Consider the following 26,462-nt stretch of genomic DNA (forward strand, 5'->3'; position numbering starts at 1 on the left):
GGGCCGCCCCGCCGCGCTGGCGGTGTCCCCCTTCCCGAATCACGCAGTGATTGGAGATAAGGGGCTGAGGGCCGCGGCTCCAAGCCTGCCTGCGCAGGCTTGGACGGCCCGAAGGGCTGTTGCCTGTGGCGACCAGCACCGGGCGGCGGCCGCTCAGGGGGATGCCCTCTACTCTTCTTCCAGCTCCGCCCGCGCCATCTCCACATCCAGCCGCTCCATCGCGTCAGCCGGTTCGGTGGTTGCCGCTTTTTCATAAAGGGCTGTGGCGTCGCGCATCTTCTTGTCGCCCTCCAGCATGACGAGCGCGTTGGCGTACTCGATCATGCCGATGGCCGAGCCGGGGTTGAGCTTGAGCGCTTCCAGAAACAGCTTGAGGCCTGCATCCTTCTTGGCGCCATAGGTCATGCCGCCGATCAGCGAGCCCACCTTGTCGATCACCTCGGCATGGAACGCACCCAACGCAATGCGGGCATCGGCGTGCTTGGGCGACAGCGCAATGGATTTCTCGAGCGACTCCTTCACCTTGCCGCCCAGCCCTTGCGCCAGGGCCTTGGCCACGCTGATGCCCTGGCTGTAGCGGCCGAGGGCATAGGCGTGCCAGTACCAGGCGTTGGCGTTGTCGGGCTCGGCGGCGGCCTGGGCTTCGGCCCGATCGGCCACCTGGGTGAACAGGTCCAGCCGCGTCTTTTCCTTCTGCTCCAAGTAGTTGGCATAGATCGCGGTGGCCTTGTTGGCCACCGTGATGCCAGCGCCCCCCGCGGCCAGCCCGGCGGCAGCGGCCTTCTCGAAATCGCCGTTGTGGAACAGGGCCCAGGCCTGCAGCACGGCAGCGTCCTTGGGGCAGGGTTCGGCATCGCCAGCATGCAGCCGCGCCCACTGCTTTTTCACGCTGTTGGCGTCAAAGGCGTAGTCGCCCGCATGGGGGAAGGGGGTCCATTTGGCCATGGTGTTGTCTCCGGTTTCGAGTCTTCTCTGAGATGTTGTTGTGGGATGGTGGTGTTGTTGTTGTTGTTGTTGTTGTTGGTTTTTTTGTGTCGTCGTCGTCGTCTTCGTCTTCTTCTTCGAGGGGTCGCAATGTCGTGCTTCGGTTGCGCGTGCGGAGCAGGCGTCCGCAGGCGTCAGCCAGTGGCTGCGGCATAGGCGCCCACCAGCTGCAGCAGATGCGCGCGCTGGCTGGCATGCAGATAGGGCATGAGCAGGTTCAGCACATGGTGGGCACCCCGCATCAGCGCGGCCTGGGCGCTTTCAGGCTCCAGCGCACGGCGCGGGTCGCGCACGTACTCGAAGCTCAGCCAGTAGGTGAGCACCACCACCATGCTGGTGGCGGTGGCTTCCAGCTCGCGCGCGTCGATGTGCAGGGTGTCGGCGCGGCCCATGCCGTCCAGCATGGTGCGCACCGCGCGGGACTTGTTCTGGAGAATGGCCTGGAAGTGCGTCTCCAGGCGTCGGTTCTTGGACAGCAGGTCGTTGAGGTCGCGGTACAGAAACCGGTACTGCCAGATCAACTCGAACAGGGTGTGCATGAAGAACCACGCGTCCTCCACATTGCGAACCCCGTCGGCGGCGACCAGCAGTTCGTTCAGCGAGCTTTCGTACCGGTCAAACAGTGCGTTGATCAGCTCGTCCTTGGCGGGATAGTGGTAGTAAAGGTTGCCGGGGCTGATGCGCAGCTCGGCCGAAATCAGGGTGGTGGAGACATTGGGTTCGCCGAACCGGTTGAACAGGTCCAGCGTCACTTCGAGGATGCGTTCTGCAGTGCGGCGTGGCGCTTTCTTCACCATGTGTGCGGGCCCCTTCGCGTCGGTGCGATGTGTTGTTGCAGTGTCTCTGGCGCCTACTCTAACCGAGCGCAGCATGTTGCATTGCGACATAAATGGGCTGCCCTGCGCGGGTCGCTGCACGCCGCGCGCCGCGCAGAGAGCGCCTTGCACCCGCAAGAAAAAACGGCCGACACGCATAGCGCGTCGGCCGTCATCTGTGGAAGCGGGGCCTGCCCGGCTGTGGCCGATCAGCTCGCGGTCGACGTTCCGGCCGCAGTATCGGCGGCGCGTGCTGCGGGCTTCTTCAGGGCTGCCTTCTTGGCGGGAGCCGCCTTCGCAGCGGACTTGGCCGAGGCCGCCTTGGCAGGAGCAGCAGCCTTCTTGGCAGCCGCCGCCTTCTTGGCGGGCGCCTTGGCGGCGGGCTTGGCTGCAGCAGCCTTGGTCGTGCTGGCGGTCTTGCTGCGGCCCTTGGACAGGGCATCCACGCGGGCGCTCAGCGCCTCCAGGTCGCGCGCCGACGGCACGCCCAGCTTGGCCAGCGCCTTGGCCACGCGGTCTTCAAAGATGTTTTCGAGCTTGTCCCACTGGCCTTGCGCCTTGGAGCCAATGTCGTTGGCCATGGTGGTCACGCGGCTCGTGGCTTCGGTGATCTTCTCTTCGGCGACGGCCTGCGTCTTGCGCTGGATCGTCAGGCCTTCCTTGACCAGCGATTCGAACACCTTGCCGCCTTCTTCCTGCGCCTTGGAGAAGGCACCCAGACCGGCCAGCCAGATCTGCTGCGCCGATTCCTTGACGGTGCTGGACAGTTGGGCGTTGCTCTTCTTCTTGTCGGCGCTGAGTTTTTGCAGTTTCTTGACCATGGGGCCTCCGTGATGGGTGGTTGGGGTTGGCCGGGGCCCATTGCCCAGGCGCATGGCCGGAATGTACGCCGCGCAGCGCGCAAGGTGTAGGCGCGCAGTCCTAAATCTGTAGAGCGCGCCATCTAGCGGCCGGGGCGCGCAGGGCATAGGATCGGCGCGGGTTTGTGCTGAATCGGGGCCCGAAGGCCTTGGGCAAGAATGAAGTTATCTCAGAGGAGTTTTCCATGCAGTATTTCGTGACGGGGGCAACGGGGTTCATCGGCAAACGGCTTGTGAAGAAGCTGCTGGAGCGCAAGGGCGCCGTGGTCCATTTCCTGATCCGCCGCGAAAGCGCTGACAAGGTGGCAGAACTGCGCAGCTTCTGGGGCGTGACGGCGGCGCGCGCGGTGCCGGTGTTTGGCGACCTCACCGCAAAAAAGCTGGGTGTGGCGGCGGAAGACATCAAGAAGCTCAAGGGCCAGATCGACCACTTCTACCACCTGGCGGCTGTGTATGACCTGGGCGCGGACGAAGAGACCCAGGTGGCCGTGAACATCGAGGGCACGCGCAACACCGTGGACCTGGCCAAGGCCATCGATGCCGGCCACTTCCACCATGTCTCGTCCATCGCCGCGGCAGGCCTGTACGAAGGCGTGTTCCGCGAGGACATGTTCGAAGAGGCCGAGGGGCTGGACCACCCCTACTTCCAGACCAAGCACGAGAGCGAAAAAATCGTGCGGCAGGACTGCAAGGTGCCCTGGACGGTGTACCGCCCTGCCATGGTGGTGGGCGACAGCCAGACCGGCGAGATGGACAAGATCGACGGCCCCTACTACTTCTTCAAGCTCATCCAGCGCCTGCGCCAGCTGCTGCCGCCGTGGATGCCCACCGTGGGCCTGGAAGGCGGTCGAGTCAACATCGTGCCCGTGGACTTCGTGGTCAATGCGCTCAACGTCATCAGCCACCAGAAGGACATCGGCAAGAAGTGCTACCACCTGGTGGACCCGGTGGGCTACCGCGTGGGCGACGTGCTCGACATCTTCAGCCGCGCCGCCCATGCGCCGCGCATGAACCTGTTCGTCAATGCTGCGCTGCTGGGTTTCATTCCCAAGGGCGTGAAAAAAAGCCTGATGGCCCTGGCGCCCGTGCGCCGTGTGCGCAATGCCGTCATGAAGGATCTGGGCCTGCCCGAGGACATGCTCACCTTCATCAACTACCCGACACGCTTTGACTGCCGCGAAACGCTCGCGGCGCTCAAGGGCTCGGGCGTGGCCTGCCCCAACCTGAAGGACTACGCCTGGCGCCTGTGGGATTACTGGGAGCGCAACCTGGACCCTGAGCTGTTCATCGACCGCAGCCTCAAGGGCACCGTGGCAGGCAAGGTGGTGCTGATCACGGGCGGCTCCTCCGGCATTGGCCTGGCGGCCGCGCACAAGTTTGCCGAGGCAGGTGCCACCACGATCATCTGCGGCCGCGACCAGGACAAGCTCGATGAAGCCTGTGCGGAAGCCAAGTCCAAGGGCTATGCGTTCATCGCGTATTCGGCCGACATCGCCGACATGGCCGACTGCGACCGGTTTGTGCAGTTGCTCATCGACAACCACGGCGGGGTGGATTTCCTCATCAACAACGCCGGCCGCTCCATACGCCGCGCCATCGAGTCGAGCTACGACCGCTTCCACGACTACGAGCGCACCATGCAGCTCAACTACTTCGGCTGCCTGCGCGTGACCATGGGCCTGCTGCCCGGCATGGTGGAAAAGCGCAAGGGCCACGTGGTCAACATCAGCTCCATCGGCGTGCTGACCAACGCGCCACGCTTCTCGGCCTATGTGGCCAGCAAGGCGGCGCTCGATGCCTGGACGCGCTGCGCGTCCAGCGAGTTCGCCGACCAGGGGATCACCTTCACCACCATCAATATGCCCCTGGTGCGCACGCCCATGATCGCGCCCACCAAGATCTACAACAACGTGCCCACCCTGGCGCCGGAAGAGGCGGCCGACATGATCGCCCAGGCCTGCATTTTCAAGCCGGTGCGCATCGCCACGCGCCTGGGCATCACCGGTCAGTTGCTGCATGCGCTGGTGCCGCGCGTGGCGCAAATCACCATGAACACCAGTTTCCGCATGTTCCCGGATTCCACGGCGGCGAAGGGGGTTGGCAAGGACGCCAAGCCGCAGCTGTCGGCCGAGGCCGTGGCGCTGCAGCAGATGATGCGCGGCATTCACTTCTGAACCCCGGTGCGGACTCACAGGGCGTGCGGGGCGCGGTGACAGGGCGGCCAGGGAGGGTGGGATAATCGCCCGCTCTGCCACCCTGGCACTACACACAGCCTATCCATGATTCTGGTCACCGGCGGCGCAGGTTTCATTGGCGCCAACTTCGTTCTTGACTGGCTTGCGGCGTCCAGCGAGCCCATCGTCAACCTCGACAAGCTCACCTACGCGGGCAACCTGCACAACCTGCAGAGCGTGCAGGCCGACCCCCGGCACATCTTTGTGCAGGGCGACATCGGCGACACCGCGCTGCTGAACCGTTTGCTGGCCGAGCACAAGCCCCGCGCGGTGGTGAACTTCGCGGCCGAGTCGCATGTCGACCGCTCCATCCACGGCCCTGAGGACTTCATCCAGACCAACATCGTCGGCTCGTTCCGCCTGCTCGAAGCCGTGCGCGCTCACTGGACGGCGCTGCCCGAGGCGGAACGTGCCGCGTTCCGCTTCCTGCATGTTTCCACCGACGAGGTGTATGGCTCGCTCGCGCCGTCCGACCCCGCCTTCGTCGAAACCCGCAGCTTCGAGCCCAACAGCCCCTACAGCGCCAGCAAGGCCGCCAGCGACCACCTGGTGCGCGCCTGGCACCACACCTATGGCCTGCCGGTGCTCACCACCAACTGCAGCAACAACTACGGGCCGTACCACTTCCCCGAGAAGCTGATCCCGCTGATGATCGTGAACGCCCTGGCCGGCAAGAACCTGCCGGTGTACGGCGACGGCATGCAGGTGCGCGACTGGCTGTATGTGAAGGACCACTGCAGCGCCATCCGGCGCGTGCTGGAGGCCGGAACCCCCGGCCAGACCTACAACGTGGGCGGCTGGAACGAGAAGCCCAACATCGAGATCGTGCACATGGTGTGCAGCCTGCTCGACGAACTGCGCCCGCGTACTGACGGCCAGAGCTACAAGCAGCAGATCACGTTTGTGAAAGACCGTCCCGGCCACGACCGCCGTTATGCCATCGACGCGCGCAAGATCGAACGCGAACTGGGATGGAAGCCCGCAGAGACCTTCGACACCGGCATCCGCAAGACCGTGCAGTGGTATCTGGAGCATGCCGACTGGGTGGCCAGCGTGCAGACCGGCGCATACCGCGACTGGGTGCAGACCCAGTATGCGGTGGCCGAGCCCCAGGCCGTGGGCGCTGCCGCATGAACATCCTGCTGTTGGGCTGCCGGGGGCAGGTCGGCTGGGAACTGCAGCGCAGCCTGGCGGTGCTGGGGCGCGTGACCGCACTGGATTTCGATAGCGAGGACCACTGCGGCGATTTTTCCAATCCCCAGGGCGTTGTGGACACCGTGCGCGCAGTGCGCCCGGACGTCATCGTGAATGCCGCCGCGCACACGGCGGTGGACAAGGCAGAGAGCGAACCTGAACTGGCCCGCACCGTCAACGCGACGACCCCGGGTGCACTCGCCGACGAAGCTGCTCGGCTTGGCGCGCTGTTCGTGCACTACAGCACCGACTACGTCTTTGACGGCAGCGGCGCGCGGCCCTGGCAGGAGACCGACGCGCCATCGCCGCTGAGCGTGTATGGCAAAACCAAGCTGGAGGGCGAAAAGCGCGTGAGCGATTCAGGCGCATCGCATCTCATCCTGCGCACCAGTTGGGTCTATTCCGCACGGGGCGGCAATTTTGCCAAGACCATGCTGCGCCTGGCGCAAGAGCGCGAGCGCCTCACGGTCATTGACGATCAGTGGGGTGCGCCCACCGGCGCCGAACTGCTGGCAGACGTCACAGCACATGCCATTCGCCATGTGCGCCGCCAGCCGCAGGATGCAGGCCTGTACCACGTGGCCGCCGCTGGTGAGACCACGTGGAATGCTTATGCAAAATACGTCATAGCGCTTGCCAGTAAAGCGCAGACAGCTATCAATATAGTAGCAAAAGAAATCGCGCCCGTGCCTACGACCGCGTTCCCCACACCGGCGGCACGTCCGCTCAACTCCCGGCTGGACACGCGCAAGCTGCAGGCCACCCTGGGCGTGACGCTGCCACCCTGGCAGGCGGGCGTGTCGCGCATGCTCTCCGAAATCCTCTGACCCACCCGACCATCCATGACGGCACGCAAAGGCATCATCCTTGCCGGAGGCTCCGGCACCCGCCTGCACCCGGCCACACTGGCCATCAGCAAGCAACTGCTGCCGGTGTATGACAAGCCGATGATCTACTACCCGCTGAGCACCCTGATGCTCGCGGGCATCCGCGACATCCTGGTCATCAGCACCCCGCAGGACACGCCCCGCTTTGAGCAGTTGCTGGGGGATGGAAGCCAGTGGGGCATCCGCCTGGAGTATGCGGTGCAGCCCAGTCCCGATGGCCTGGCCCAGGCCTTCATCATTGGCGAGCGATTTCTGGACGGCGCCCCGAGCGCCCTGGTGCTCGGCGACAACATCTTCTATGGCCACGATTTTCATGAACTGCTCGGCCATGCGATGCAGCGCGGGGAAGGGGCCACGGTGTTCGCCTACCATGTGCACGATCCGGAGCGCTACGGGGTCGCCGAGTTTGATGCGCGCGGCAAAGTGCTGTCGCTGGAAGAGAAGCCTGCGAAACCCAAGTCCAGCTATGCGGTGACAGGGCTGTACTTCTACGACAGCCAGGTGGTCGATCTGGCCCGAAGCCTGAAGCCGTCAGCACGCGGTGAATACGAAATCACCGATCTCAATCGCCTGTATCTCGAAAAATCCCAACTCAGCGTAGAGATCATGGGCCGCGGCTATGCCTGGCTGGACACGGGCACACACGAGAGTCTGTTGGAGGCGGGCCAATTCATCGCCACGCTGGAGCACAGGCAGGGGTTGAAGATTGCTTGCCCGGAGGAGATTGCGTGGCGCAGAGCCTGGATCGATTCTGCCCAGGTCGAGAGGATGGCCGGCCCGCTCATCAAGAGCGGTTATGGGCAATATCTCATGCGATTGTTGACTGAAAAGATTTACTGAGAATGTACGTTTGATGAAAGTGACCCCTCTGGCCATTCCCGATGTGATGCTGGTCGAACCCCATGTGTTCGGCGATGCTCGAGGCTATTTCTACGAAAGCTTCAACCAGCGAGCGTTCAACGAAGCCACCGGAACCGATCACAAGTTCGTGCAAGACAACCACAGCCGCAGTGCGAAAGGTGTCTTGCGCGGGCTGCACTATCAGTTGCCGCCCCATGCACAAGGCAAGCTGGTGCGCTGCGTCAGCGGCAAGGTCTTCGATGTCGCTGTTGACATCCGTCGCTCATCGCCCACGTTTGGCCGGTGGGTGGGTGCTGAGCTCAGTGCCGACAATCACCATCAACTCTGGGTGCCTCCTGGCTTTGCCCATGGGTTTTATGTGCTCAGCGCGTCGGCTGATTTTCTCTATAAGACAACGGCCTACTACGCGCCGACTCACGACCGGTGCATTGCGTGGAACGACCCTGATATCGCCATTCGTTGGCCCGATCTGGGCGCTGCCCCGTCTCTCTCTGCGAAAGACGCGGCGGCCACTGGTTTGGTGTCGGTCGCTGCGGCCGAGCTGTTTGAATGATTCTGGTCGGCGATGTCTAGCCTGAGTGTCTCGGTCGTCAGTCACGGCCATGGAGCCCAGGTGCTCCGAGTCCTGGATCTTCTGGCGCAGCATCGATGCAGGGTCTGGCTGACGCTCAACATTCATGACCCCTTGGTGATGGAACGCTTGGGCGAAGCTCGGGCTGAGGGTGCTCATTCGGTGGGGTTCGCCGACGTTCATGTGATCCGGAACCCCTTTCCGCAGGGTTTCGGCGCCAACCACAACCAGGCGTTTGCCTGTGATCAGGCGCACCCCCATCCCTCGCTCTACTTTGCGGTACTCAATCCCGATTTGGATTGGGCATCAAATCCGTGGCCCGACTTGTTGGCTGTGGTTGCGAGCGAAAGGGTGGGGTGCGTGTATCCGGTGCAACGGGCGGCCGGTGGCCATCCGCAAGATCACCGCCGGCTACTGCCCACGCCGGGGGCTCTGTGGCGCCGATATCTGCGTTTACCTCGCCCGCCGGAGTGCGAGCATCGCGCACCCGACTGGGTCAATGCCGCCATGCTGTTGTTTCCTGCGGCCGTCTACAGGGAATTGGGCGGCTTCGACGAGCGCTATCACATGTACTGTGAAGATGTGGATCTCTGCCTTCGATTGCAGTTGGCCGGGCATCGGCTTGTGCAGGTGTCGACCGTGCACGTAACGCATGAGGCCCAACGCGCCAGTCATCGTCAATGGCGCCACTTCGCGTGGCATGTGCGAAGCTTGATGCGGCTGTGGTGGTCGCAGCCGTATGCCCAGTATCGTCGGCGGCGCGAAATGGGTGAACTTCCGGCGCCAGAAAAATGAGCGTTACCATTCAGGCCCTGCCGACTGCCCCTGATGACCTTACATGACTGCAATTGTGAACCCTGTTGATGTGGAGCAGCTGGATGATCAGCGTCCGCGATTGGGTGAACTGCTCGTTGCCCAGGGAAAGCTGTCTGCGCGCGACCTTGACCGCGCGCTGAGCGCTCAGGGCGAAATGGGAGGCATGCTGGGCGGCGTCCTTTCCAGGCTCGGCCTTGTTTCGGAAGGTGATGTGGCCCAGGCCCTGGCCAGTCAGTTGCGGGTGCCATTCCTGACGCTTGACGCGTTTCCGGCGCTGTTGCCGGACGTGCCTGGATTGCTTCCAGACTTTGTCCGTGCCCACGGCGTTGTGCCGCTGCAGTTGGACGATTCCGTGCTCACCGTGGCCATGGCCGTGCCCCAGGATGCATTCGTTCTAAAGGCGCTCGCGTTGGCCACTGGCTTCACCGTCCGGCCTTGCCTGGCGCTGCCGGCCGATATCGACAAGGCGCTCACGTCGCCAGAGGCACAGGACACCGAGGATCAGGACGACGGCTGGTCGCTGGATGGCGACAGCGGGGAGTTTGTCGAGCACCTGAAGGATCTGGCCAGTGAGGCTCCGGTGATTCGTCTCGTCAATGCCATCATCGGTCGGGTGACGGATCTGCGGGCGTCGGACGTGCACCTGGAGCCATTCGACGATGGCTTGCACGTCCGATACCGGGTCGACGGGGTGATCTCTACCGCTGAAATCGTGCCCCCTCGTCACGCTGCGGCCGTCAATTCGCGCGTCAAGCTGATGGCGCACCTGGACATCGCCGAGCGCCGCCTGCCGCAGGACGGGCGCATCAAGACCCGTGTGAAAGGGCGCGAACTCGACCTGCGGGTGTCTACGGTGCCCACCGTCCATGGCGAAAGCGTCGTCATGCGGGTGTTGGATAGATCCAGCGTACGCTTCAGCCTCGAGGAAATGGGCTTTGCGGCAGATACGCTGGAACGCTTCAACGCGTTGCTGGCGCGTCCGCACGGCATTTTGCTGGTGACCGGGCCCACCGGTTCCGGCAAGACCACTACGCTATATGCGGCCCTGTCCAAGATCGATGCCGATGCCCACAAGATCATCACGGTGGAAGAGCCGGTGGAGTACCAGCTTGAAGGGATCAACCAGATCCAGGTGCACGCCCAGATCGGCCTGACCTTTGCCCGCTCTCTGCGCTCCATTCTGCGCCAGGATCCGGACATCATCATGATCGGTGAAATGCGCGACTCCGAGACGGCGCAGATCGCGGTGCAGTCGGCACTGACCGGGCATCTGGTGCTGTCCACCCTGCACACGAACACCGCCGCCGGTGCCGTCGTGCGCCTGACCGACATGGGAGTGGAGCGGTACCTGATCACATCCTCCGTCAATGGTGTGCTGTCCCAGCGCCTCGTGCGCCGACTGTGCATGCACTGCCGCGAGCCTTACCAGCCGGATGCTACGGTGCTCGAATCCACAGGGTTGGGCCGGTTCCTGTCGCCGGGGGCGGCGGTCTACCGGCCCGTGGGCTGTGCCCAGTGCCGGGGTGTAGGCTACAGCGGGCGCACGGGCGTTCACGAGTTGCTGGTGGTCGATGACGCACTGCGCCGCTCGATCCTGGATGGGGCCGATGCTGGAACCCTCCACGCCCAGGCGATGCAGGCTGGCATGCACAGCCTGTACGAGGATGGCCTGCGCAAGGTCGCTGCCGGCCAGACCAGTCTGGACGAGGTTCTGCGGGTGACCGAGGATCAATCGGATGCCTGAGTTTGATTGGAAGGCGGCGCGTCCTGACGGGCGCATGTCGCAGGGGCGCCAGGAGGGGGCCAGCCCTGCGGATGTCATACGCCTGTTGCGCGCACAGGGGTTGGTGCCCGTCAGCGTCGAGGTGGCCTTCGGCGGCGGCGCTGCAACGGATGCTGCGCCAACGCGCGATTCCGGCTTGGGGTCAGGCGCGGTGGCCGGAGCGAGCCGGGGCGCATGGCGCAGCCGGTCTGCCGGTGGCCCGATGAAGGCGCCCGACGTGTTGGCGCTCACCAGCGAGCTGTCCATCATGCTGCGGGCCGGCCTGGCGTTGGACAACGCCCTGCGCGTGTTGATCGGCATGAGTCACAAGCCCGCCGTGGCGGCAGTGGTCCAGCAGATCCTCGAGGACGTCAAGGGCGGCGCGGCCTTGAGCAAGGCTTTGACGCGGCAGCGTGAGCTGTTCGGGGAGTTTTATATCAACATGGTGCGCTCCGGCGAAGCCAGTGGCCAGCTCGGCGCGGTTTTCGAACGGCTGGTGGAGCACATGGAGCGGCTTCGCGCTTTGCGCGAAAGCGTGATCTCCGCCGCCATCTATCCGGCAATCCTGCTGGGCGTCGCGGTACTGTCCCTGGCCGCGATGCTGGGGTTTGTGGTGCCGCAATTTGAAACGCTGTTCAAGGACATGGGCGACGCCTTGCCGGCGCCGACGCGTTTTGTGATGCAGATCGGGCAGGTCTTTACGCAGTACGGGTGGGCCATCGCGCTGGCCGCCGTGGCGGGCGGCTGGCTGATTCGCCGTTGGTGGCAATCACCGGGTGGCCGGGCATGGTGGCAGAGGCGCGCCCTGCGCCTTCCCATCCTGGGAGCGCTGCTGCACAAGTATGACCTGACGCTGTTCTCGCGTTCGTTGGGCACGCTGTTGGGCAACGGAGTGCCCCTGATCGCAGCCTTGAACATCGCCACCGAGACGGTAGGAAACGGGCAGTTGCGCGCGGCGCTCGCGGGCGTGGCACCCCGCGTCAAGGACGGAACCAAGGTGGTGGACGCGCTTGGCAGTACCGGCGTGTTTGAACCTTTGGCCATCAACCTGGTCAGAGTGGGCGAAGAGACGGGGCGCATTGGCCCCATGCTGCTGGAGTTGGCCCACATCTACAACCGCGACGTGGAAACCGGCATCAAGCGCGCACTCACCATGCTGGAGCCGCTGCTGATCCTGATTCTGGGCCTGTTGATCGCTTCCATCATTGTCTCCATCCTGTTGGGTATTCTGTCCGTCAACGACCTGGCCGCCTAGGCCGTCGAAACCTCTTTGCGTTTCACCGAGAGTTTTATGTATCTTCTTTCTTACCGCTTCCGAACCACGCAGTCGCGCAGAAGCCGCGGCTTCACACTGATCGAACTGCTGGTGGTGCTGGCCATCCTGACACTGCTGGCCGGGCTGGTCGGCCCCCGCGTGCTCAACCAACTGGGCGGTGCCAAGAGCAAAACTGCTGGCGTGCAGATTGCCGATCTGGAAAAGTCGCTCGAATTGTTCAAGCTGGACGTTGGCCGCTTCCCGACAACCGAGGAAGGCCTGCAGGCCCTGGCCGCCAAGCCGCCCAGCGCCAACGGCTGGAACGGTCCTTATATCAAGGGCGGCGTCCCCAACGACCCCTGGGGCAAGCCATATAAATACACCAGCCCGGCGCCTGGCGGGGGCATCGAGATTCTCACCCTCGGGGCGGATGGCGCTGCGGGAGGCGACGGCGAAAACGCCGATGTTCGCAACCAGCAATAGGACCGTGGACTTCGTGCAGTCGCGTCGGGGAGGACACCACGGCTTCACCCTCGTCGAACTGCTGGTCGTGTTCGCCATTGCGGCACTGGTCATTGGTCTGGCTCCCGTCGCATTCGACCGCTTGCGGGACGCCACGCAGTACCGGGCAACGGTCCGCGCGGTGCTGGGAGACCTGCGGCGTGCCCATGCCGAAGCCACGTCACAAGGGCGCCCCGTGCGGTTCCAGATGGACATGTCACGCCGCGAATACGGCTTGCAGGGCGGAGCTCGCAAGGCCCTGCCGCCGGCGCTGTCCGTGCGCGCCACAGTGGGTGGTACCGAACTCGCCGGGGGCGATGTTGCCAGCATCCTGTTTCTGCCGGATGGCGGTGCGACCGGCGGCACACTGGATCTCGTGCGCTCCACGGGTGCCGGAACCCGCATTCGGGTCGACTGGATGACGGGCCAGGTCGACCACCAGCCGCTGTAGCCATGATTTGGAGGAGTCCGTCACCATGGCGAGCGCAGCAGGGGCTATCGCTGCTGGAACTGCTGGTCGCATTTTCGATTATGGCCTTGTCGCTGGGTCTGCTGTATCGCAGCATGGGTTCCAGCGCACGCAATGTCGCCGACATGGCCTACCAGCAGCAGGCAGCGATGGTGGCGGAATCTTTGCTCGCATCGCGTGAGTCGGTAGCCAGCGACGGCTGGAACGAAACCGGCGATATCCATGGTTATCGCTTCGAAGTGCGCAGCACACCCTACCAGGCAGGGTTCATGCAGAACGCCGCACCGCCGGCACCCGGCGCCGGCGAGCGCGTGCCTCTGCACCAGGTGGCCATCGTGGTGTCGTGGCTTGACGGGTCGCGCCGGCAGGCGCTGGAGGTGCAAACCCTGCTGCCACAGCGCAAACCCGATCCGATGGCGCAAAACCGATGAAAAGGCAATTTGCTCGCGGATTCACGCTGGTCGAAATGCTGGTGTCGGTGGCGCTGCTGGCGGTCATCATGGTCGCCTTGGGCTCGGCATTGCGCACCATCGCCCAAACCGAGGAGCGCGTCGACCAGCGGCTCGACCGGATCGATGCCATGCGCAGCGGGGTGTCCTTGATCCGCCTGATCACGACTCGTGTATCTGGCAAAAGAAGTCCGCCTCCGGCAGGCCAAGGGGGGGCGGTGGTCCCATTCAGGGCCTTGCCCGGGTCGCTTGAGTGGGTTGGCATCATGCCGGCGCGGCCCGGTGTGGGCGGGCGCCATTTCTTCCGGCTGCAGGTCGAGGCAACCCCGGCGGGGCCGGAGCTGGTGCTGCGTTTTGCCCCTTGGAGCGATGGGGCGACTGCGGTGCCGGACTGGTCCCGCACCGACTCCCGTGTGATAGGCAGGGGTGTGGTGTCTCTCGGGGTTCGGGCGCAGGGGTTACCACCCCCCGGTGCCCCGCTGGTGAACTGGCCTCAGGGCTGGGTCAGCGGCTGGCCGATTGCAGAGCACCTGCCCGAGCGCATCCAGTTGAACCTGGCGGATGGCCTGGGACCGTGGCCGCCGATTGTGGTGCCCTTGTTTGAGTTGACCCAGGGGGCGGGCGTCTCCGGCGGGTTCGTTTTGGGAGGCTCGCAGTGATCCCGCACACGCGTTCCGTGGCCGTGCGGCGGCAACGCAGTGCCGGCTTGGCCCTCATCGCCGTGCTGTGGATTGTGGCGGCGCTGAGCCTCACGGCCACAGGTCTGATGCAGTCCGCCAAGCAGGAAATCCGCGCATCGTCCCGTGCGCGCCAGATGGTGGCAGCCGCTGCACTGGCTGACGGTGCCATCCGCGTCGTGTTGCAGGACCTTGCTGCCAGCAGGTCAGCCGTGGGGCGCGCCGTGCGCTTGAACGTGCCCTTGATGGGCCAGAGCGTGGACGTGGAGGTCAGCGGTTTGAAAGGGCTGGTGGATATCAACCACGCGCCATCGGGACTGCTGGCTGCGCTGTTCGAACATGCGGGTGCCGTACCTGCACCCGACGCAACGCGGCTGGCGCAGGTTCTGATGGAATGGCGCAAACGCCCCGGCGCAGATGGGCGGCCAATGGGCCTGGATGCGCCAGAAGATCTGTTACAGGTCCCAGGGTTTGACTACCCCCTATATGCTAGGATTCGCCCCCTTATCTCTGCGTCCTTGCCGGGCAGCGGGCTTGTCAACCCCGAGGCAGCCGACCTCGCTGTGTTGACGGTTCTGGCCCAAGGGAACGCTGCACTGGCTGCCCAACTTGCGGCGGCGCGAGAAACTTCTTCCCTGCCTATGGATACCACCCAGCTGACCGCCGCCTTCAAGGACGCATCCACCGGTAATGCTCTGAGCGTTACGGCTTCCGTCCCCGTGGGCGACAGCCTGGTGTTGCGGCGCACCTGGTGGGTCACGCTCAGCGCCAGCGGACGCAACGGACTGCCATGGCGTGTCCTTGAGCAGCGTCAGGCCATTGAGCCCGGCGCTCGCCCGTAATCGCCCGAGGGCCGTTCACCATGGCAACGCTGCAAACCGACGCGCGCCTGTTTGGCTTGGATTTGTCCGCTTGGGTGGCTGACGGGCGCGCCGCGTGGCGCGAAATGGTTCGGTGGCCTGTCATCGCTTGGCTGCGCCCAGAACCGCTGGTGCGCTGGGTGCGGGCGGATGGTCGCCTGGACGCCTACCAGGGCCCTGGTCGGCCTGTGCAGCCCCACGCGGCCCGCGCCCGAACCGCCCGCTTCGAGGCGCTGGAAGTGCCCGAAGCCGTGCTATTGCGCCATGAGGTGCGCCTGCCACCCATGGGGGCCGACGCCACACTCGGCGCACTGCGTCTCGCCGTGCAGGCGCTGAGTCCGTTCCCCGATGACGACTTGCTGTGGGTGCGTGCCAGTGCTGCGGCCGAACCCACTGGAGCCATGGCCAGTGCCGAATCCGGTCAACAGCGCATTCCCGTTGTGCTGACTTCGCGTCGGCTGGTTCAGCAAGCGCTGCCGGCATTGGCTGCTGCCGCAGGGGCAGGAGAGCGTCTGCCTGAACTGTGGGTTGCGAGCCCCAGTGGTCAGCCCGTGATCCTCCCCGGTTTTGGCGAACAAGCCCGGGCGCGCTACCAGCGTCGTTGGTACGAGGTCAATCTGGGGTTGCTGGTCACGTCCGTCGCGCTGCTCGCTGCCATTGCGGTCACCCCGACACTACAGTTGCGCAGCCGCGCGTTGGACGCGCAGGCCCAGTACCGTGCTTTGCAGCAGCAGGCAGCGCCTCTCGTTCAGCAGCGCGAAGCCTTTGTCAAGGCCGACACCCTGCTGCAAGGCCTTTCCGACGCGGTGGGGCCCACCGCATCGGCGCTGCAGGTCATGGAACTTATCACCAAGGCTTTGCCAGACGACGCTGTGCTGCAATCGTTTCAGATGTTGCCTGCCGATGGCCCAGGGAAAATGCCCAAGTTGCTCCTCGCCGGACAGGCGTCCAATGCTGCGGCGCTGATGCAGCAACTTGGCAATCAGCCTGGGCTGCGCGACGTCAAGGCGCCCAGCCCTGCGGTCAAGCCGCTGGGGGCCATCAAGGAAAGCTTCACCATCGAAATGACGGTGGACCTGCCCGGTTTGGCAAGCAGTGGGGGCAAGCCATGACTCCCCACCGACTCCGCATAACCGTGTGGCAGATTGCAACGGTGCTGACCGTGCTCATGGTGCCGCTGGCAGTTTCTGTCTGGGTGTGGTCCAAGCACCAGTGGGCTGCAGACCAGCTTGAGCAAGTCGGGCCGCGATATGCGCGCCTGGCGGGCCTGGTGCAGGCCAAGGAAAGGCTGGCCCAGGCCGAGGCCTCGGCCAAGGCCTTGCTGGCGGCGCACGCGTACCCAGCGGAACAGGACGCCGTGCAGGCCGGCAATGACGCGCAGCAGCGCATTCGCAGCCTGTTTGCCGACAGCAAGCTTGATGTGGGCAGCATCCAGGTGCTGCCACCCAAGGAACTTGCCGCGTTCGACCGCATCGGAATCGTGCTGCGGGTGGAGGGAGATCTCACCGGCGTGCAGAACGCGCTGACGCTGCTGGAAAAGCAGTCACCGACCGTGTGGGTGGACAGCGTGTCGGTGCAGACCGTAGGGGTCGTCAAGCCCAAGATGCCCCAGCGGCTCTCGGCACAGTTCAATTTCTCGGTTCTGCGGGTGCGTTCATGATCGCTTTCCGGTTGCTGTTGGTGGCGGTGCTGGCGTTGTCCGGGGCACTGGCATCGCGCTGGGTCACGGCCGATGGCCAGTTGCGCCAGCAGCTCTGGTCGGCACCAGAGGCCATCCCGCCTGATCTCTCGGCGCCCAAGGTGCCTTCCGGCATAGATGCCCGGGGCAGCGGTGGTGCTACAGCCTATTTCGCCATCCTGGACCGTCCCATGTTTGCGCCGGATCGCCGTCCGCCCCCTCCGCCCGATGCCAAACCCGAGGAGCCGCCGCCCGACCCGCTGGCAGGGCTGACGCTCTACGGCATATTCACGGGCGCTGATTTCAGCGGCATCGTCGCGCGCATCAACGACAAGGTGCGCCGCGTACGGGTGGGCGAGCCACTGGGCGAATGGACGGTGAAGTCCGTGCAGGGCCGGGAAGTGGTGTTTGCCCGTGGCGACGAAACCCGAGCCGTGACACTGGCGCACGCCTTTGGACCCAGGCCGGCGCTGCCACCTTCGGCTGGGCAGGGCGCGCCCGGCGCAGCCCCTGCGCCGGGCGTGCGCCCCGATCTGGCGTCGATACAACAGCAGGAACAGGAAGCTGCGCGGGAACGCCTGCGCCAGCGCAATGAACTGTTTCGCAAAGCCGGGCTACCGCCTGTCAAGGAATGAATACAGTGAAGATCATGGTCAACCGCATGTGGGTGCAGTGCCTTTCGTTGGGATTGGTAGTGATGCATGGCGCCGCCTTGGCGGCGGGTGAGGTGCCACCAACTTCTGTTGGCCCAGACGGCGCGGCAGCCGCAGTGCCAGCGTCTGCCGAGCCCCGCATCATTCGTGGCACCGATGCAGTGGTTGCGCCCCCGCGTGCAGTGGCGCCGCTGCAAGGCAGCTCGACCGGCTTCAAGTTCGAAGAAGCGCCCATTGCCGAATTTGCCACCATCGTGCTCAAGGATGTGGTCAAGGCCGACTATGTGCTGCACCAGCCCATCTCCGGCTTTGTCACGCTTTCTACCGGTGGTGATGTCTCTCCCGACCAGGCTGTGCTGTTGCTCGAAAGTGCGCTGCAGGCCAACGGGTTGGTCATGGCGCGCGATACCCGGGGCACCTACCACGTCGGCAAACCCGAGGTCCTGCGCGGCATTGTGCCCGCGGTGCGCCAATCGGTTCCAGGGTCGCCCCTGCCGCCCGGTACCGGTGCCATCGTGGTCCGACTGAACTACATTGGTGCGTCTGAGATGGCCGCCATACTGCGGCCCATGGCGTCGGGTGATGCCATTGTTCGGGTAGACAACCTGCGCAACATCCTGGTGCTGGCGGGCAGCCGTACGCAGGCTGAAGGCTGGCTCGATCTCGTCAACACCTTTGATGTGGATTTGCTCAAGGGCATGTCGGTGGGAGTGTTTCCCCTCAAATATGTATCAGTCCGCGAGGTGGAGGCCGCTTTGTCGATGCTGTCGGGCGGTGGTGCATCGGCCCCTGCTGCTGCCACGCCCGCAGCACGACCGGGTGTGCCCGCGCAGGCGGCGGGGGCGGGCGGCGCAAGCGCTGCAGTCAGTGGCCCGGGTGAGTCCAGTCCGCTGTTCGGGGCCTTCCGCGTCATGCCTATGGAGCGGCTCAACAGCATCCTGGTCGTGACGCCCCGCGCGGCATATCTGGACGAGGCCCGCCGCTGGATCGAAAAGCTCGACCAGCCCGGTGGCAACTCGGCCGAGCCGCAGCTGTTCATCTACCAGGTGAAAAATGTCAATGCCCGCCACCTAGCATCCGTGCTCACGGGGATCTTTGGGGGCCAGCAACAGGCAGGAACCGGGTTGACAGGCGGCACGGGTGTGGCGCCAGGCTTGGCGGCCGTGTCCACCGGCAGTTCTGGTGCGTTCGGTGCGGGTGCGGGCAGTGCCTTTGGCAGTGGTAGCGTCGGTTTTCCTTACGGAAGTACGTCGCAAAGCGCGTTCGGGACCACCACCAACCGGTTGACCGGTTCGATGGGAACGGGGGGCTTGGGCACTGCCGGCAGCGCGTTCGGTACGCGCAGCAACCAGGCCACCGTCCAGCAGCAGGCCCAGGGCCAGGCCAGCGTGGCAGCCAGCATCGGCGGCATCCGCGTGATGGCGGACGAGCTGAACAATTCCGTACTGATCTGGAGCACCAAGGCGGACTACACAAAGATAGAGGCCACGCTCAAGCGGCTGGACCTGCCGCTTACTCAGGTGCTGATCGAGGCCAGCATCGTCGAAGTCACGCTGAACGACGACCTGGAGTACGGCCTTCAGTGGGCCTTCAGCGACAGTCGGGCCAACACCGGCTACACCGGCACCGGCGTGTTGAGCAACTCCGCGGGCGGCGTACTCGGCGGGGCGCTTGCGGGTTTTTCGTACACCCTGAAGAACCCGGCCGGCAATGTGCGGGCTGTGCTCAATGCCTTGTCCAAGAAAACCATGGTCAAGGTCATTGCCAGCCCATCGTTGATGGTGCTGGACAACCACACTGCCTCCATCGCCGTGGGCACGCAAACGCCCATCCAGGCGGGCGAAACCATCACCAGCGACGGCATCGTGCGCACCAGCATTCAGTACAAGGACACCGGGGTCAACCTCATGGTCACGCCATCGGTCAATTCCGGCAATGTGGTCACCATGCAGGTCGACCAGTCGGTCACCGACGTCGGCCAGCAAGACGAAGTGAGCAAGCAGCGCGCATTCTTGCAGCGCCAACTGTCGAGCAAGCTGGCCGTGCGGTCCGGCGAATCCATTGTCATGGGCGGGCTTATCCAGGGCAATTCCACCACCTCCAAGTCCGGCATTCCCATCCTCCACAGCATCCCGGTGGTGGGCAACCTGTTTGGGACCACAAGCAACCTCGGCAGCCGCACCGAGCTGCTCGTGGTGATCACCCCGCGCGTCGTGCGCAGCGACCTGGACATCCGCGAAGTCAGCGAAGACCTGCGCGACCGCATGCGCGGCCTGGCGCCACTGTCGCCGGCCCCTGCCCGGGTCAGCACGCCGTAACCCGAGCGGCCGAGAGCCGCGCCGGGCGGGTGCATGCCGAAGCCGGCGGTGCGCTCTGCGCGCAGATGCAAAAATTTTCATCCCAGGCAACCGCCTGGGGCAACGCCCTGGGTCCTTTGACCAGTTTGTTCACTTTGAAGGAGACTAACCCATGACACATCCCACGTGCCAGACCTGGCGCCCGCGCGCCGCTGCGGCCACGGCAGCGTTGGCTGCAATGCTGCTGGCCGGCTGCGCCACCACAGCGGCCACGCCTGAGGCGCAAGTCACGCAACTCGCCAACCAGCGCTGGGTGCATCTGGTGGCCGGCGACTGGGCCAAGGCCTACGCCATGCTGACCCCGAGCTACCGCAAGCTGCACGACGTGAAAGATTATCAAAGCCAGTTCAAGGGCGCGGTGCAGTGGCGCAAGGCCGAGGTGGCCAGCGCCACCTGCGAGGCTGAAAAATGCGACGTCCGCGTGGAGCTGACGGTCACATCCCCGTTTGGCCGTGGCAAAGGCGACACAATCTCGACCTTCTTCAACGAAACATGGTTGAAGGAAGATGGCCGCTGGTACTATTACGAGAAGCCCTGACCGTTGATGGCAGTGGTGGCTGGTGTGGCACCCAATGTAAGCGCCATTCGGCTTTGTTGGGTGACGCCTGTGCCGCCGGGCTTGATCTGCTTGTTGGCATCTGCTTGCGAAGGGAGGCTGTCCTATCGAGTGACCATGCTGATGTATGTATTGAAGCCGCTTGTTGCTTTTTGTCGACAACAGATGGCGCTCCCCGGGCTACATGGCTTAACTTTCTAGCCCCTGTGCTAACATTTCCAAGCGTAAACAATCCTGGTAGTTGCGCTTACCAACTTTCTTAACGGAGTTTTGAATGAAAAAAAGTATTCTCTCTGCAAGCATTGCTGCCATGATTGGTGGCCTCGGCTTTGCCGGTTTGGCAAACGCAGCGATCGGTGTGTATTCGGATGCGGCTGATCCAAACGCTCCTGTGGCAGCTGGCAACGCTGCGAATGCAACGGCTGCAACCACGCTGGCTATCAACGAAGCTGGTATCGGTAACATCCTGGTCGTTCCTTATTTCACCACGCAAGGCACCAACGCCACACTGCTGAACATCACCAATACTGACGCGTCGAACGGTAAGGTTGTGAAGGTTCGTTTCCGTGGTGCTTCGAACTCGGACGATATTTTTGACTTCACGCTGATGCTGTCTCCCGGCGACGTGTGGGCTGCTAAGGTGAGCCAGGGTGCCGATGGTCGTTCGCAGCTGGAAACTGCTGACAAGACCTGCACGCTGCCTTCTATCGTGGCAACGCAAAAGAACTCGTTCCCCACTGGCCGTCTGAATTCTTCGCTGACGGATGCTCAAAAGGCGAACGAAACTCGTGAAGGCTACATCGAAATCCTGAACATGGCTGACGTGCCGAAGGCAGTTCAGACCAACCAAGCTGTTGCTTCCGGAGTCACAACTAACCCGCTGTACACGGCTATCAAGCACGTGAATGGTGTTGCGCCTTGCACGGCTAGCGCGTTGGCCCCCCTGTTGAGCGCAGCAACCGACTATGTTGCTGGGGCTACCGACACCACGGCTACCACGATTCAAGGCAAGGGAATGAAGTTCCCGACCGGCAAGCTGATGGCTAACTGGACGATCATCGACACAGTGAAGACCGCCACGTTCTCTGGCGCCGCTACGGCTGTGGCTGCTGGTTCGGGCACTGCCATCAATGCAAATGTGGTGTTCTTCCCTCAGTCTGATGCCGCTGCTGGCAATGTGGATGCATGGTCTGCAGACCCACTGTTCCAAACCACGTCTACAAATATTAGCCGTATCAACCCCGCCACAGGTTCCTCTGCATCTGGCTCCGGCACGCCGTTCATCGCTGCGTCTTACTATGACTTGCCCGACCTGTCGACTCCTTATCTGGCGCTGACCACGGCAACGAACACGCCGTTCGCCCATGCCGAAACCCTGACCGCCAGACTGGCTGCAAAGTCGGTGATTAACGAGTACCTGACGACTACCAGCATCGGCGCTACGACCGACTGGGTGTTCTCCTCGCCTACTCGTCGTTACAATGTTGCGATGAACTACGCATACGCCAGCCCGCTGGGTGGTGACGGCCGTGTTTACTCGCTGTGGACGAATAACTATTTCGACAGCACCAATACCTCGGTGTCGGGTGGCAAGATCTGTGTTAAGGCCGATACTGGCGCCGCTGGTGTTAATCAGTGGGATCGTGAAGAAACCACGACATCCAGCCAGTTCGTGATTTCTCCCGGTACTGTGACGAACGTTGTGTTCTGCGGCGAAACTTCGGTCCTGGCTATCAACAATGGCACCAACACATCGTCTGGCTCGCTGTCCGCTTCGTTGGCACTGCAAAATTTGAATGTGACATCGAACGAAGGCTGGATCAGCCTGGGCACGTCGGGTCTGTCTAACCGTGGTCTGCCAGTTCTGGGTGGCGCATTCGCCAAGTCCAGCGCGTTCGGTGCCATGTGGCCCCACCGCTACACCCGTTAATTCGGTTGGTGAGCGCACAGGACCGCCTCGGCGGTCCGTTCAAAAAAGGCGGGAACTTTCCCGCCTTTTTTTTGCCTGTGGGTGTCTCAGGCAACGCAAACTGTTTGTTCTTGTGAAGCAGCTTGTTGTAATTCGTATTTGTAGATTCCCAAAATCCGATGACTTCAATTCTTTCCCTGCGTCGACCCATTGCTAAATCAGTATGGGTTGCCGTTGCCGTTGTCGCCGTTTCGTTGCATTCAAGCTGGGCGCAAACGGCGGTTCCACGAGATAAGGTGGTGATCGAGGCAGACGGGGTGTCCATCAGTACCTATGACCTCGAAGCAGAACTGCAGCGGGCTCCCGCAGAAGTTCGAACTGCGTTCATGCAGCAGCCCGACAGATTGGCGCAACTGGCCTCGAACCTGTTGATGCGCCGGGTGTTGGCCAAGCAGGCCGAGGAATCCCAGGCCAGCAAGACGCCAGTGAATCAAGCTTTGGTCCGCCTGGCGGTAGACCGGGCCCTGTCCGACCTGCGACTGGCGCAACTGGATGTCGTGAATCGCCCCAGCGACATGATCCTTGAGCAACGTGCGCGTGACGTGTATCGGGCCGAAACCAAGCGCTTTGAAATCGTTGAAGAAGTGCAGGCCAGCCACATACTGATCCTCTCGACCGAAGAGGGTGCCGAAGCCAAGGCCGCTGAAGTGCTGAAGGATCTGAAGTCAGGAAAAGACTTTGCCGAATTGGCCAAGGCGCGCTCACAAGACCCTGGAAGTGCTGCCAAGGGGGGTGATCTGGGCTACTTCACCCGCGGCCGCATGGCCAAAGAATTCGAAGACGCGGCGTTTGGCCTCAAGGTGGGAGAACTCAGCGATGTGGTCAAGACCCAGTTTGGCTACCACATCATCAAGGCGACGGCCCGCAAGGAGGCTGGCAAGCGCCCGTTTGACGAAGTGCGCGACGTACTGATGCAGGAAGCAGCACAACGCATCCAGAGCGAGGCCCGCATGAAGGCAGGTGAGCAGATCATGCAGAAGGCAAAGGCGCATCCGGAAGCGCTGGACGCGTTCCTGGCTGGGTCTCGGACGAAGTAAACCATTGAAGGCGTCCGCGGCTTCCCCGCGAGAAGGGCCATTCGCATCCATGTGGCAAGACATTCGCTCGGCGTGGGACATGCGAGCGCTGCTGCGCGTCATGGTCTGGCGCGAACTGGCAGCGCGGCATTCGGGCACCGCCGGCGGTATCGCCTGGGTCTACGCGCAGCCGCTGCTGACGGTGGCCGCGTATTACCTGGTGTTTGACGTGGTGTTTGCCATGCGGCTGGGCGACGCCGCGCCCGCCAAGGCCGTCGGCACCTACCTGATCGTGGGCATGGTACCGTGGCAGGCCTTTTGCGAAGGCATTGGCCGGGGCACCAGCAGCCTGATCGATGCGGGCCACCTGCTGCAAAAGAATGCACTGCCGCCGGTGCTGATGGTGCTGCGCACCGTGCTGGCCAGCGGCGCGGTGTACGCGCCGTTGCTGGTGTTGCTGGCACTGGCGTACACGCCGTTGCATGGCGTGGCGCTGGCAACCGTGGCATTGCCGGTGGTGATTGCGGCGCAGTTGCTGTTGATGGTGTTGCTGGCCTACGGCTTGGCCATTTTGGCGGCCGCTTTGCGCGACACGGTGCAGCTGGTCACGTTCGGCCTGTCGGTGGGTATTTTTCTGTCGCCCATTCTGTTCCCCGTCACGCTGTTCCCTGAGGCATGGCGCTGGGTGCTGTGGCTCAACCCCATGACGGCATGGGTGCTCGCTTACCAAAACATTTTGCTGCTGGGCGACTGGCCCAGCTGGCAATCCTGGCTGGGCATGGCCGCGTGGCTGGCGGGCGCAGGCCTGTTGCTGCAGCCGCTGCTGCGCCGCAGCCGTGATGAACTGGTGGACTGGCTGTGAGTGCGCCCTCGATGCAAGGTGCTGCGCAGCACCTGGTGCTCCGGGTGCAAGGCCTGGGCAAGGAATACAAGCTGTACGACCACCCGCGCCAGCGCCTGCGCGCGCTGCTCACCGGTGCGGCGCTGCACCGCAGCCACTGGGCGCTGCGCGACGTGACCTTTCACCTCGACCGGGGCCAGTGCCTGGGGGTGGTGGGCAACAATGGCGCGGGCAAAAGCACGCTGCTCAAGTTGCTGGCGGGCACACTGCAACCCACCACCGGCAGCGCGCGCTGCACGGGGCGTATCACGGCCATTCTCGAACTGGGCGCGGGCTTTCACCCCGACTTTTCGGGGCGAGACAACCTGCGCTTTGCCGGCAGCCTGATTGGGCTGGATGCCACCACGATCACGGCGTTGGAAGCCGACATCATTGCGTTTTCGGAGTTGGGCGACGCCATCGATCGGGCGGTCAAAACCTATTCTTCGGGCATGGTGGTGCGCCTGGCCTTTGCCCTGGTGACTGCGGTGCAGCCAGAGCTGCTCATCGTTGACGAAGCGCTGGCCGTGGGAGACCAGAACTTTCAAAAGAAATGCGTGGAACGCATCGAGCAGTTTCGGCAAAACGGCTGCACCATTTTGTTTTGCTCGCACAGCCTCTACCACGTGCGCCAGTTGTGTGATGCAGCCGTGTGGCTGGAGCAGGGCCAGGTGCGGGCCTTTGGCGAGACAGAGGCCGTGTTGGCCTCGTACGAGGCCAGTTTGCGCAAGGCCGCGCTGACGGCCGACCCCGAGACCGTACCCATGGCGCCCGCCTCCGAGGCCAGCGAGCCGCCACCCGAGTCCCTGCCGCCTGTGGTGCAGGCCGCTGTGGAAAGCGCCAGCATCACGGAGGTGGTGGTCGATCATCTTGACGATGCCAGTCCGCCGATGCTGCGATCCAACGACCTGGTGGTCACGGTCCGCGCCCGTACCGGGCCAGACGATGAGGCGCCCAGCATCGGCGTGATGCTGGAGCAGGCACACGGCGTGGGCATCACCTCGCTGGCGTCGCACGTGGAAGGTGCGCTGCCACGGCGTCTGGCCGACGGCACCTGGGAAATCACGCTGACATTCCCCGATCTGCCGCTACACACCGGCGAGTATGTGATCAGCGCCTATCTGTTCGACGCAAAGGGGCTGGTGGTGTGCGATGAATGGAAGGCCTGCAAGACCTTCACCTTCGTCTTCCCCACGCAGACTCCCGGCTTGGTGCGCCTGCCGCACCACTGGAGTTGATGGCGTGCGCTGGCACCTGAAGCGCCGTTGGGCGCGCGTGCGTACCGAGTGCCGAGATGCAGTACAGCTGCTGCTGGCGCCTGGCCTGGCCGCACTGGTTCCGTGGGGCGCCGCCTATCAGCTGGGGCGCTGGATGTTGAGCTGGATGCCGCTGTATGGCAGCAGCGCGCGGCAAGCCTGGGCGCAATTTCAGCCCCGCCAGCAACCTGCTGAAGCGGAAGCCGCTTGGCTGAGGCGTCGGCGGCTTGTTACCTGGGTAGATCACGCCGATTACTACCTGGCAGCCACGCGGTCGGACGCCTGGATGGACCGGCATCTGCAGGTTACCGGACAATGGCCTGAGCCTGGCAGGGCAGCACTCCTGTTCACGTTTCACTGGGGCGCCGGAATGTGGGGCCTGCGCCACGCGTCCCGGTCGGGTCTGATGCCACGAGCCCTGGTGGCATCCACCGGTGGCGCACCCTTTGCAGGGCGGGCCGTGCTGGGCTGGTACGCGAGGGCCCGCACCGCCTGCGTCATGCGCGCATTGCGATGCGAGCCGCTCGACGTGTCGGGCAGCTTGCGCCCTGCCATCAAGACCCTGCGCGAAGGGGGGCAGGTGTTGGCCGCCATAGACGTCCCGGCCGATCAGGCCAGCAGTGCCGAGCCGATTTCACTGCTGGGCCTGCAGGCTGCTGTGCCGCGGGCACTGCATCGTCTGGCGGTGGACCAGAAAGTGCCTGTGTATGTGTACCTCACGGGATTTGATGCAGCCACAGGTCGGCGCACGCTCAAGATCGTTTCACTGGGCGTGCACGACAACGTTGCCACGTTGATCAACGCAGTTTTTGCACATCTTGAGCAGGCACTGCGCGAAGACCCAGCCGCGTGGCATTTCTGGGCCGAGGCTCCGCGCTTTTTCAGAGACGAGTAACGAACAC

Annotated in this window: 26 protein-coding genes; 23 read left to right on the top strand and 3 right to left on the bottom strand. The window is 63.8% G+C overall.

Going from position 1 to position 26,462, the window contains the following annotated elements:
• Positions 1–168: 168 nt before the first annotated feature.
• The 3 genes from ACOQFS_RS00540 to ACOQFS_RS00550 all read right to left on the bottom strand — a co-directional run bounded on the left by ACOQFS_RS00540 (position 169) and on the right by ACOQFS_RS00550 (position 2,620).
• Positions 169–945, bottom strand: a complete 777-nt coding sequence (locus ACOQFS_RS00540) for a hypothetical protein (RefSeq protein WP_421561033.1) — start codon at positions 943–945, stop codon at positions 169–171.
• A 173-nt stretch (positions 946–1,118) separates the two neighbouring features.
• Positions 1,119–1,781, bottom strand: coding sequence for a TetR/AcrR family transcriptional regulator (locus ACOQFS_RS00545; protein WP_421561034.1), 663 nt, complete (start codon positions 1,779–1,781; stop codon positions 1,119–1,121).
• Positions 1,782–2,008: 227 nt separating this feature from the next.
• The gene (locus ACOQFS_RS00550) at positions 2,009–2,620 is read right to left on the bottom strand and encodes a phasin family protein (RefSeq protein ID WP_421561035.1); all 612 of its coding nucleotides are present in this window, start codon (positions 2,618–2,620) and stop codon (positions 2,009–2,011) included.
• 224 nt (positions 2,621–2,844) lie between these two features.
• Here ACOQFS_RS00550 and ACOQFS_RS00555 point away from each other — a divergent pair, with 224 nt between their 5' ends.
• The 23 genes from ACOQFS_RS00555 (at position 2,845) to ACOQFS_RS00665 (ending at position 26,455) form a co-directional block, all read left to right on the top strand.
• The gene (locus ACOQFS_RS00555) at positions 2,845–4,833 is read left to right on the top strand and encodes an SDR family oxidoreductase (protein ID WP_421561036.1); all 1,989 of its coding nucleotides are present in this window, start codon (positions 2,845–2,847) and stop codon (positions 4,831–4,833) included.
• Positions 4,834–4,938: 105 nt separating this feature from the next.
• Complete coding sequence (rfbB, locus tag ACOQFS_RS00560; RefSeq protein ID WP_421561037.1) at positions 4,939–6,027, top strand: dTDP-glucose 4,6-dehydratase; 1,089 nt, start codon at positions 4,939–4,941, stop codon at positions 6,025–6,027.
• Positions 6,024–6,914: a dTDP-4-dehydrorhamnose reductase gene (gene rfbD / locus ACOQFS_RS00565; protein ID WP_421561038.1), complete on the top strand. Its 891-nt coding sequence runs from the start codon at positions 6,024–6,026 to the stop codon at positions 6,912–6,914. The genes rfbB and rfbD overlap by 4 nt, the downstream gene beginning before the upstream one ends.
• A 15-nt stretch (positions 6,915–6,929) precedes the next feature.
• Positions 6,930–7,814 carry a glucose-1-phosphate thymidylyltransferase RfbA gene (gene rfbA / locus ACOQFS_RS00570; RefSeq protein WP_421561039.1) on the top strand — a complete coding sequence of 295 codons (885 nt, stop codon included), beginning with the start codon at positions 6,930–6,932 and terminating at the stop codon, positions 7,812–7,814.
• Between the two features lie 13 nt (positions 7,815–7,827).
• Entirely contained in the window at positions 7,828–8,388 is a 561-nt protein-coding gene (gene rfbC / locus ACOQFS_RS00575) for a dTDP-4-dehydrorhamnose 3,5-epimerase (RefSeq protein WP_421561040.1), read from the top strand.
• Positions 8,389–8,448: 60 nt separating this feature from the next.
• Entirely contained in the window at positions 8,449–9,201 is a 753-nt protein-coding gene (locus ACOQFS_RS00580; RefSeq protein WP_421561041.1) for a glycosyl transferase, read from the top strand.
• 43 nt (positions 9,202–9,244) lie between these two features.
• Positions 9,245–10,966 carry a type II secretion system ATPase GspE gene (gene gspE / locus ACOQFS_RS00585; protein WP_421561042.1) on the top strand — a complete coding sequence of 574 codons (1,722 nt, stop codon included), beginning with the start codon at positions 9,245–9,247 and terminating at the stop codon, positions 10,964–10,966.
• 241 nt (positions 10,967–11,207) lie between these two features.
• A complete protein-coding gene (locus tag ACOQFS_RS00590; RefSeq protein ID WP_421561043.1) occupies positions 11,208–12,239 on the top strand; it encodes a type II secretion system F family protein in 1,032 nt (343 codons plus the stop codon).
• Positions 12,240–12,275: 36 nt separating this feature from the next.
• On the top strand, positions 12,276–12,722 hold the full coding sequence (gene gspG, locus ACOQFS_RS00595; protein ID WP_421561044.1) for a type II secretion system major pseudopilin GspG: 447 nt from the start codon (positions 12,276–12,278) through the stop codon (positions 12,720–12,722).
• 4 nt (positions 12,723–12,726) lie between these two features.
• Positions 12,727–13,191, top strand: coding sequence for a GspH/FimT family pseudopilin (locus ACOQFS_RS00600; RefSeq protein WP_421561045.1), 465 nt, complete (start codon positions 12,727–12,729; stop codon positions 13,189–13,191).
• Positions 13,192–13,193: 2 nt separating this feature from the next.
• On the top strand, positions 13,194–13,640 hold the full coding sequence (locus ACOQFS_RS00605; protein WP_421561046.1) for a type IV pilus modification PilV family protein: 447 nt from the start codon (positions 13,194–13,196) through the stop codon (positions 13,638–13,640).
• Positions 13,637–14,317: a PulJ/GspJ family protein gene (locus tag ACOQFS_RS00610; protein WP_421561047.1), complete on the top strand. Its 681-nt coding sequence runs from the start codon at positions 13,637–13,639 to the stop codon at positions 14,315–14,317. Before ACOQFS_RS00605 ends, ACOQFS_RS00610 begins: the two co-directional genes overlap by 4 nt.
• A gap of 47 nt (positions 14,318–14,364) precedes the next feature.
• A complete protein-coding gene (locus ACOQFS_RS00615; protein ID WP_421561048.1) occupies positions 14,365–15,177 on the top strand; it encodes a type II secretion system protein GspK in 813 nt (270 codons plus the stop codon).
• A 20-nt stretch (positions 15,178–15,197) separates the two neighbouring features.
• Complete coding sequence (locus ACOQFS_RS00620; RefSeq protein WP_421561049.1) at positions 15,198–16,307, top strand: PilN domain-containing protein; 1,110 nt, start codon at positions 15,198–15,200, stop codon at positions 16,305–16,307.
• A 23-nt stretch (positions 16,308–16,330) separates the two neighbouring features.
• Positions 16,331–16,855, top strand: coding sequence for a type II secretion system protein GspM (gspM, locus tag ACOQFS_RS00625; protein WP_421561050.1), 525 nt, complete (start codon positions 16,331–16,333; stop codon positions 16,853–16,855).
• Positions 16,852–17,508, top strand: a complete 657-nt coding sequence (locus ACOQFS_RS00630; protein WP_421561051.1) for a hypothetical protein — start codon at positions 16,852–16,854, stop codon at positions 17,506–17,508. The genes gspM and ACOQFS_RS00630 overlap by 4 nt, the downstream gene beginning before the upstream one ends.
• Positions 17,509–17,522: 14 nt before the next feature.
• Positions 17,523–19,844 carry a type II secretion system secretin GspD gene (gene gspD / locus ACOQFS_RS00635; RefSeq protein WP_421561063.1) on the top strand — a complete coding sequence of 774 codons (2,322 nt, stop codon included), beginning with the start codon at positions 17,523–17,525 and terminating at the stop codon, positions 19,842–19,844.
• Between the two features lie 151 nt (positions 19,845–19,995).
• The gene (locus ACOQFS_RS00640; protein WP_421561052.1) at positions 19,996–20,421 is read left to right on the top strand and encodes a hypothetical protein; all 426 of its coding nucleotides are present in this window, start codon (positions 19,996–19,998) and stop codon (positions 20,419–20,421) included.
• A gap of 292 nt (positions 20,422–20,713) precedes the next feature.
• Positions 20,714–22,369 carry a cell surface protein gene (locus ACOQFS_RS00645; protein WP_421561053.1) on the top strand — a complete coding sequence of 552 codons (1,656 nt, stop codon included), beginning with the start codon at positions 20,714–20,716 and terminating at the stop codon, positions 22,367–22,369.
• A gap of 158 nt (positions 22,370–22,527) precedes the next feature.
• The gene (locus ACOQFS_RS00650) at positions 22,528–23,445 is read left to right on the top strand and encodes a peptidylprolyl isomerase (RefSeq protein WP_421561054.1); all 918 of its coding nucleotides are present in this window, start codon (positions 22,528–22,530) and stop codon (positions 23,443–23,445) included.
• Between the two features lie 49 nt (positions 23,446–23,494).
• A complete protein-coding gene (locus ACOQFS_RS00655; protein WP_421561055.1) occupies positions 23,495–24,286 on the top strand; it encodes an ABC transporter permease in 792 nt (263 codons plus the stop codon).
• Complete coding sequence (locus ACOQFS_RS00660; RefSeq protein WP_421561056.1) at positions 24,283–25,542, top strand: ABC transporter ATP-binding protein; 1,260 nt, start codon at positions 24,283–24,285, stop codon at positions 25,540–25,542. Before ACOQFS_RS00655 ends, ACOQFS_RS00660 begins: the two co-directional genes overlap by 4 nt.
• Positions 25,543–25,546: 4 nt before the next feature.
• Positions 25,547–26,455, top strand: a complete 909-nt coding sequence (locus tag ACOQFS_RS00665) for a hypothetical protein (protein WP_421561057.1) — start codon at positions 25,547–25,549, stop codon at positions 26,453–26,455.
• The last annotated feature ends 7 nt before the right edge of the window (positions 26,456–26,462 follow it).

The organism is Paracidovorax sp. MALMAid1276, from assembly GCF_049198005.1.
Lineage (GTDB): Bacteria > Pseudomonadota > Gammaproteobacteria > Burkholderiales > Burkholderiaceae_C > Acidovorax.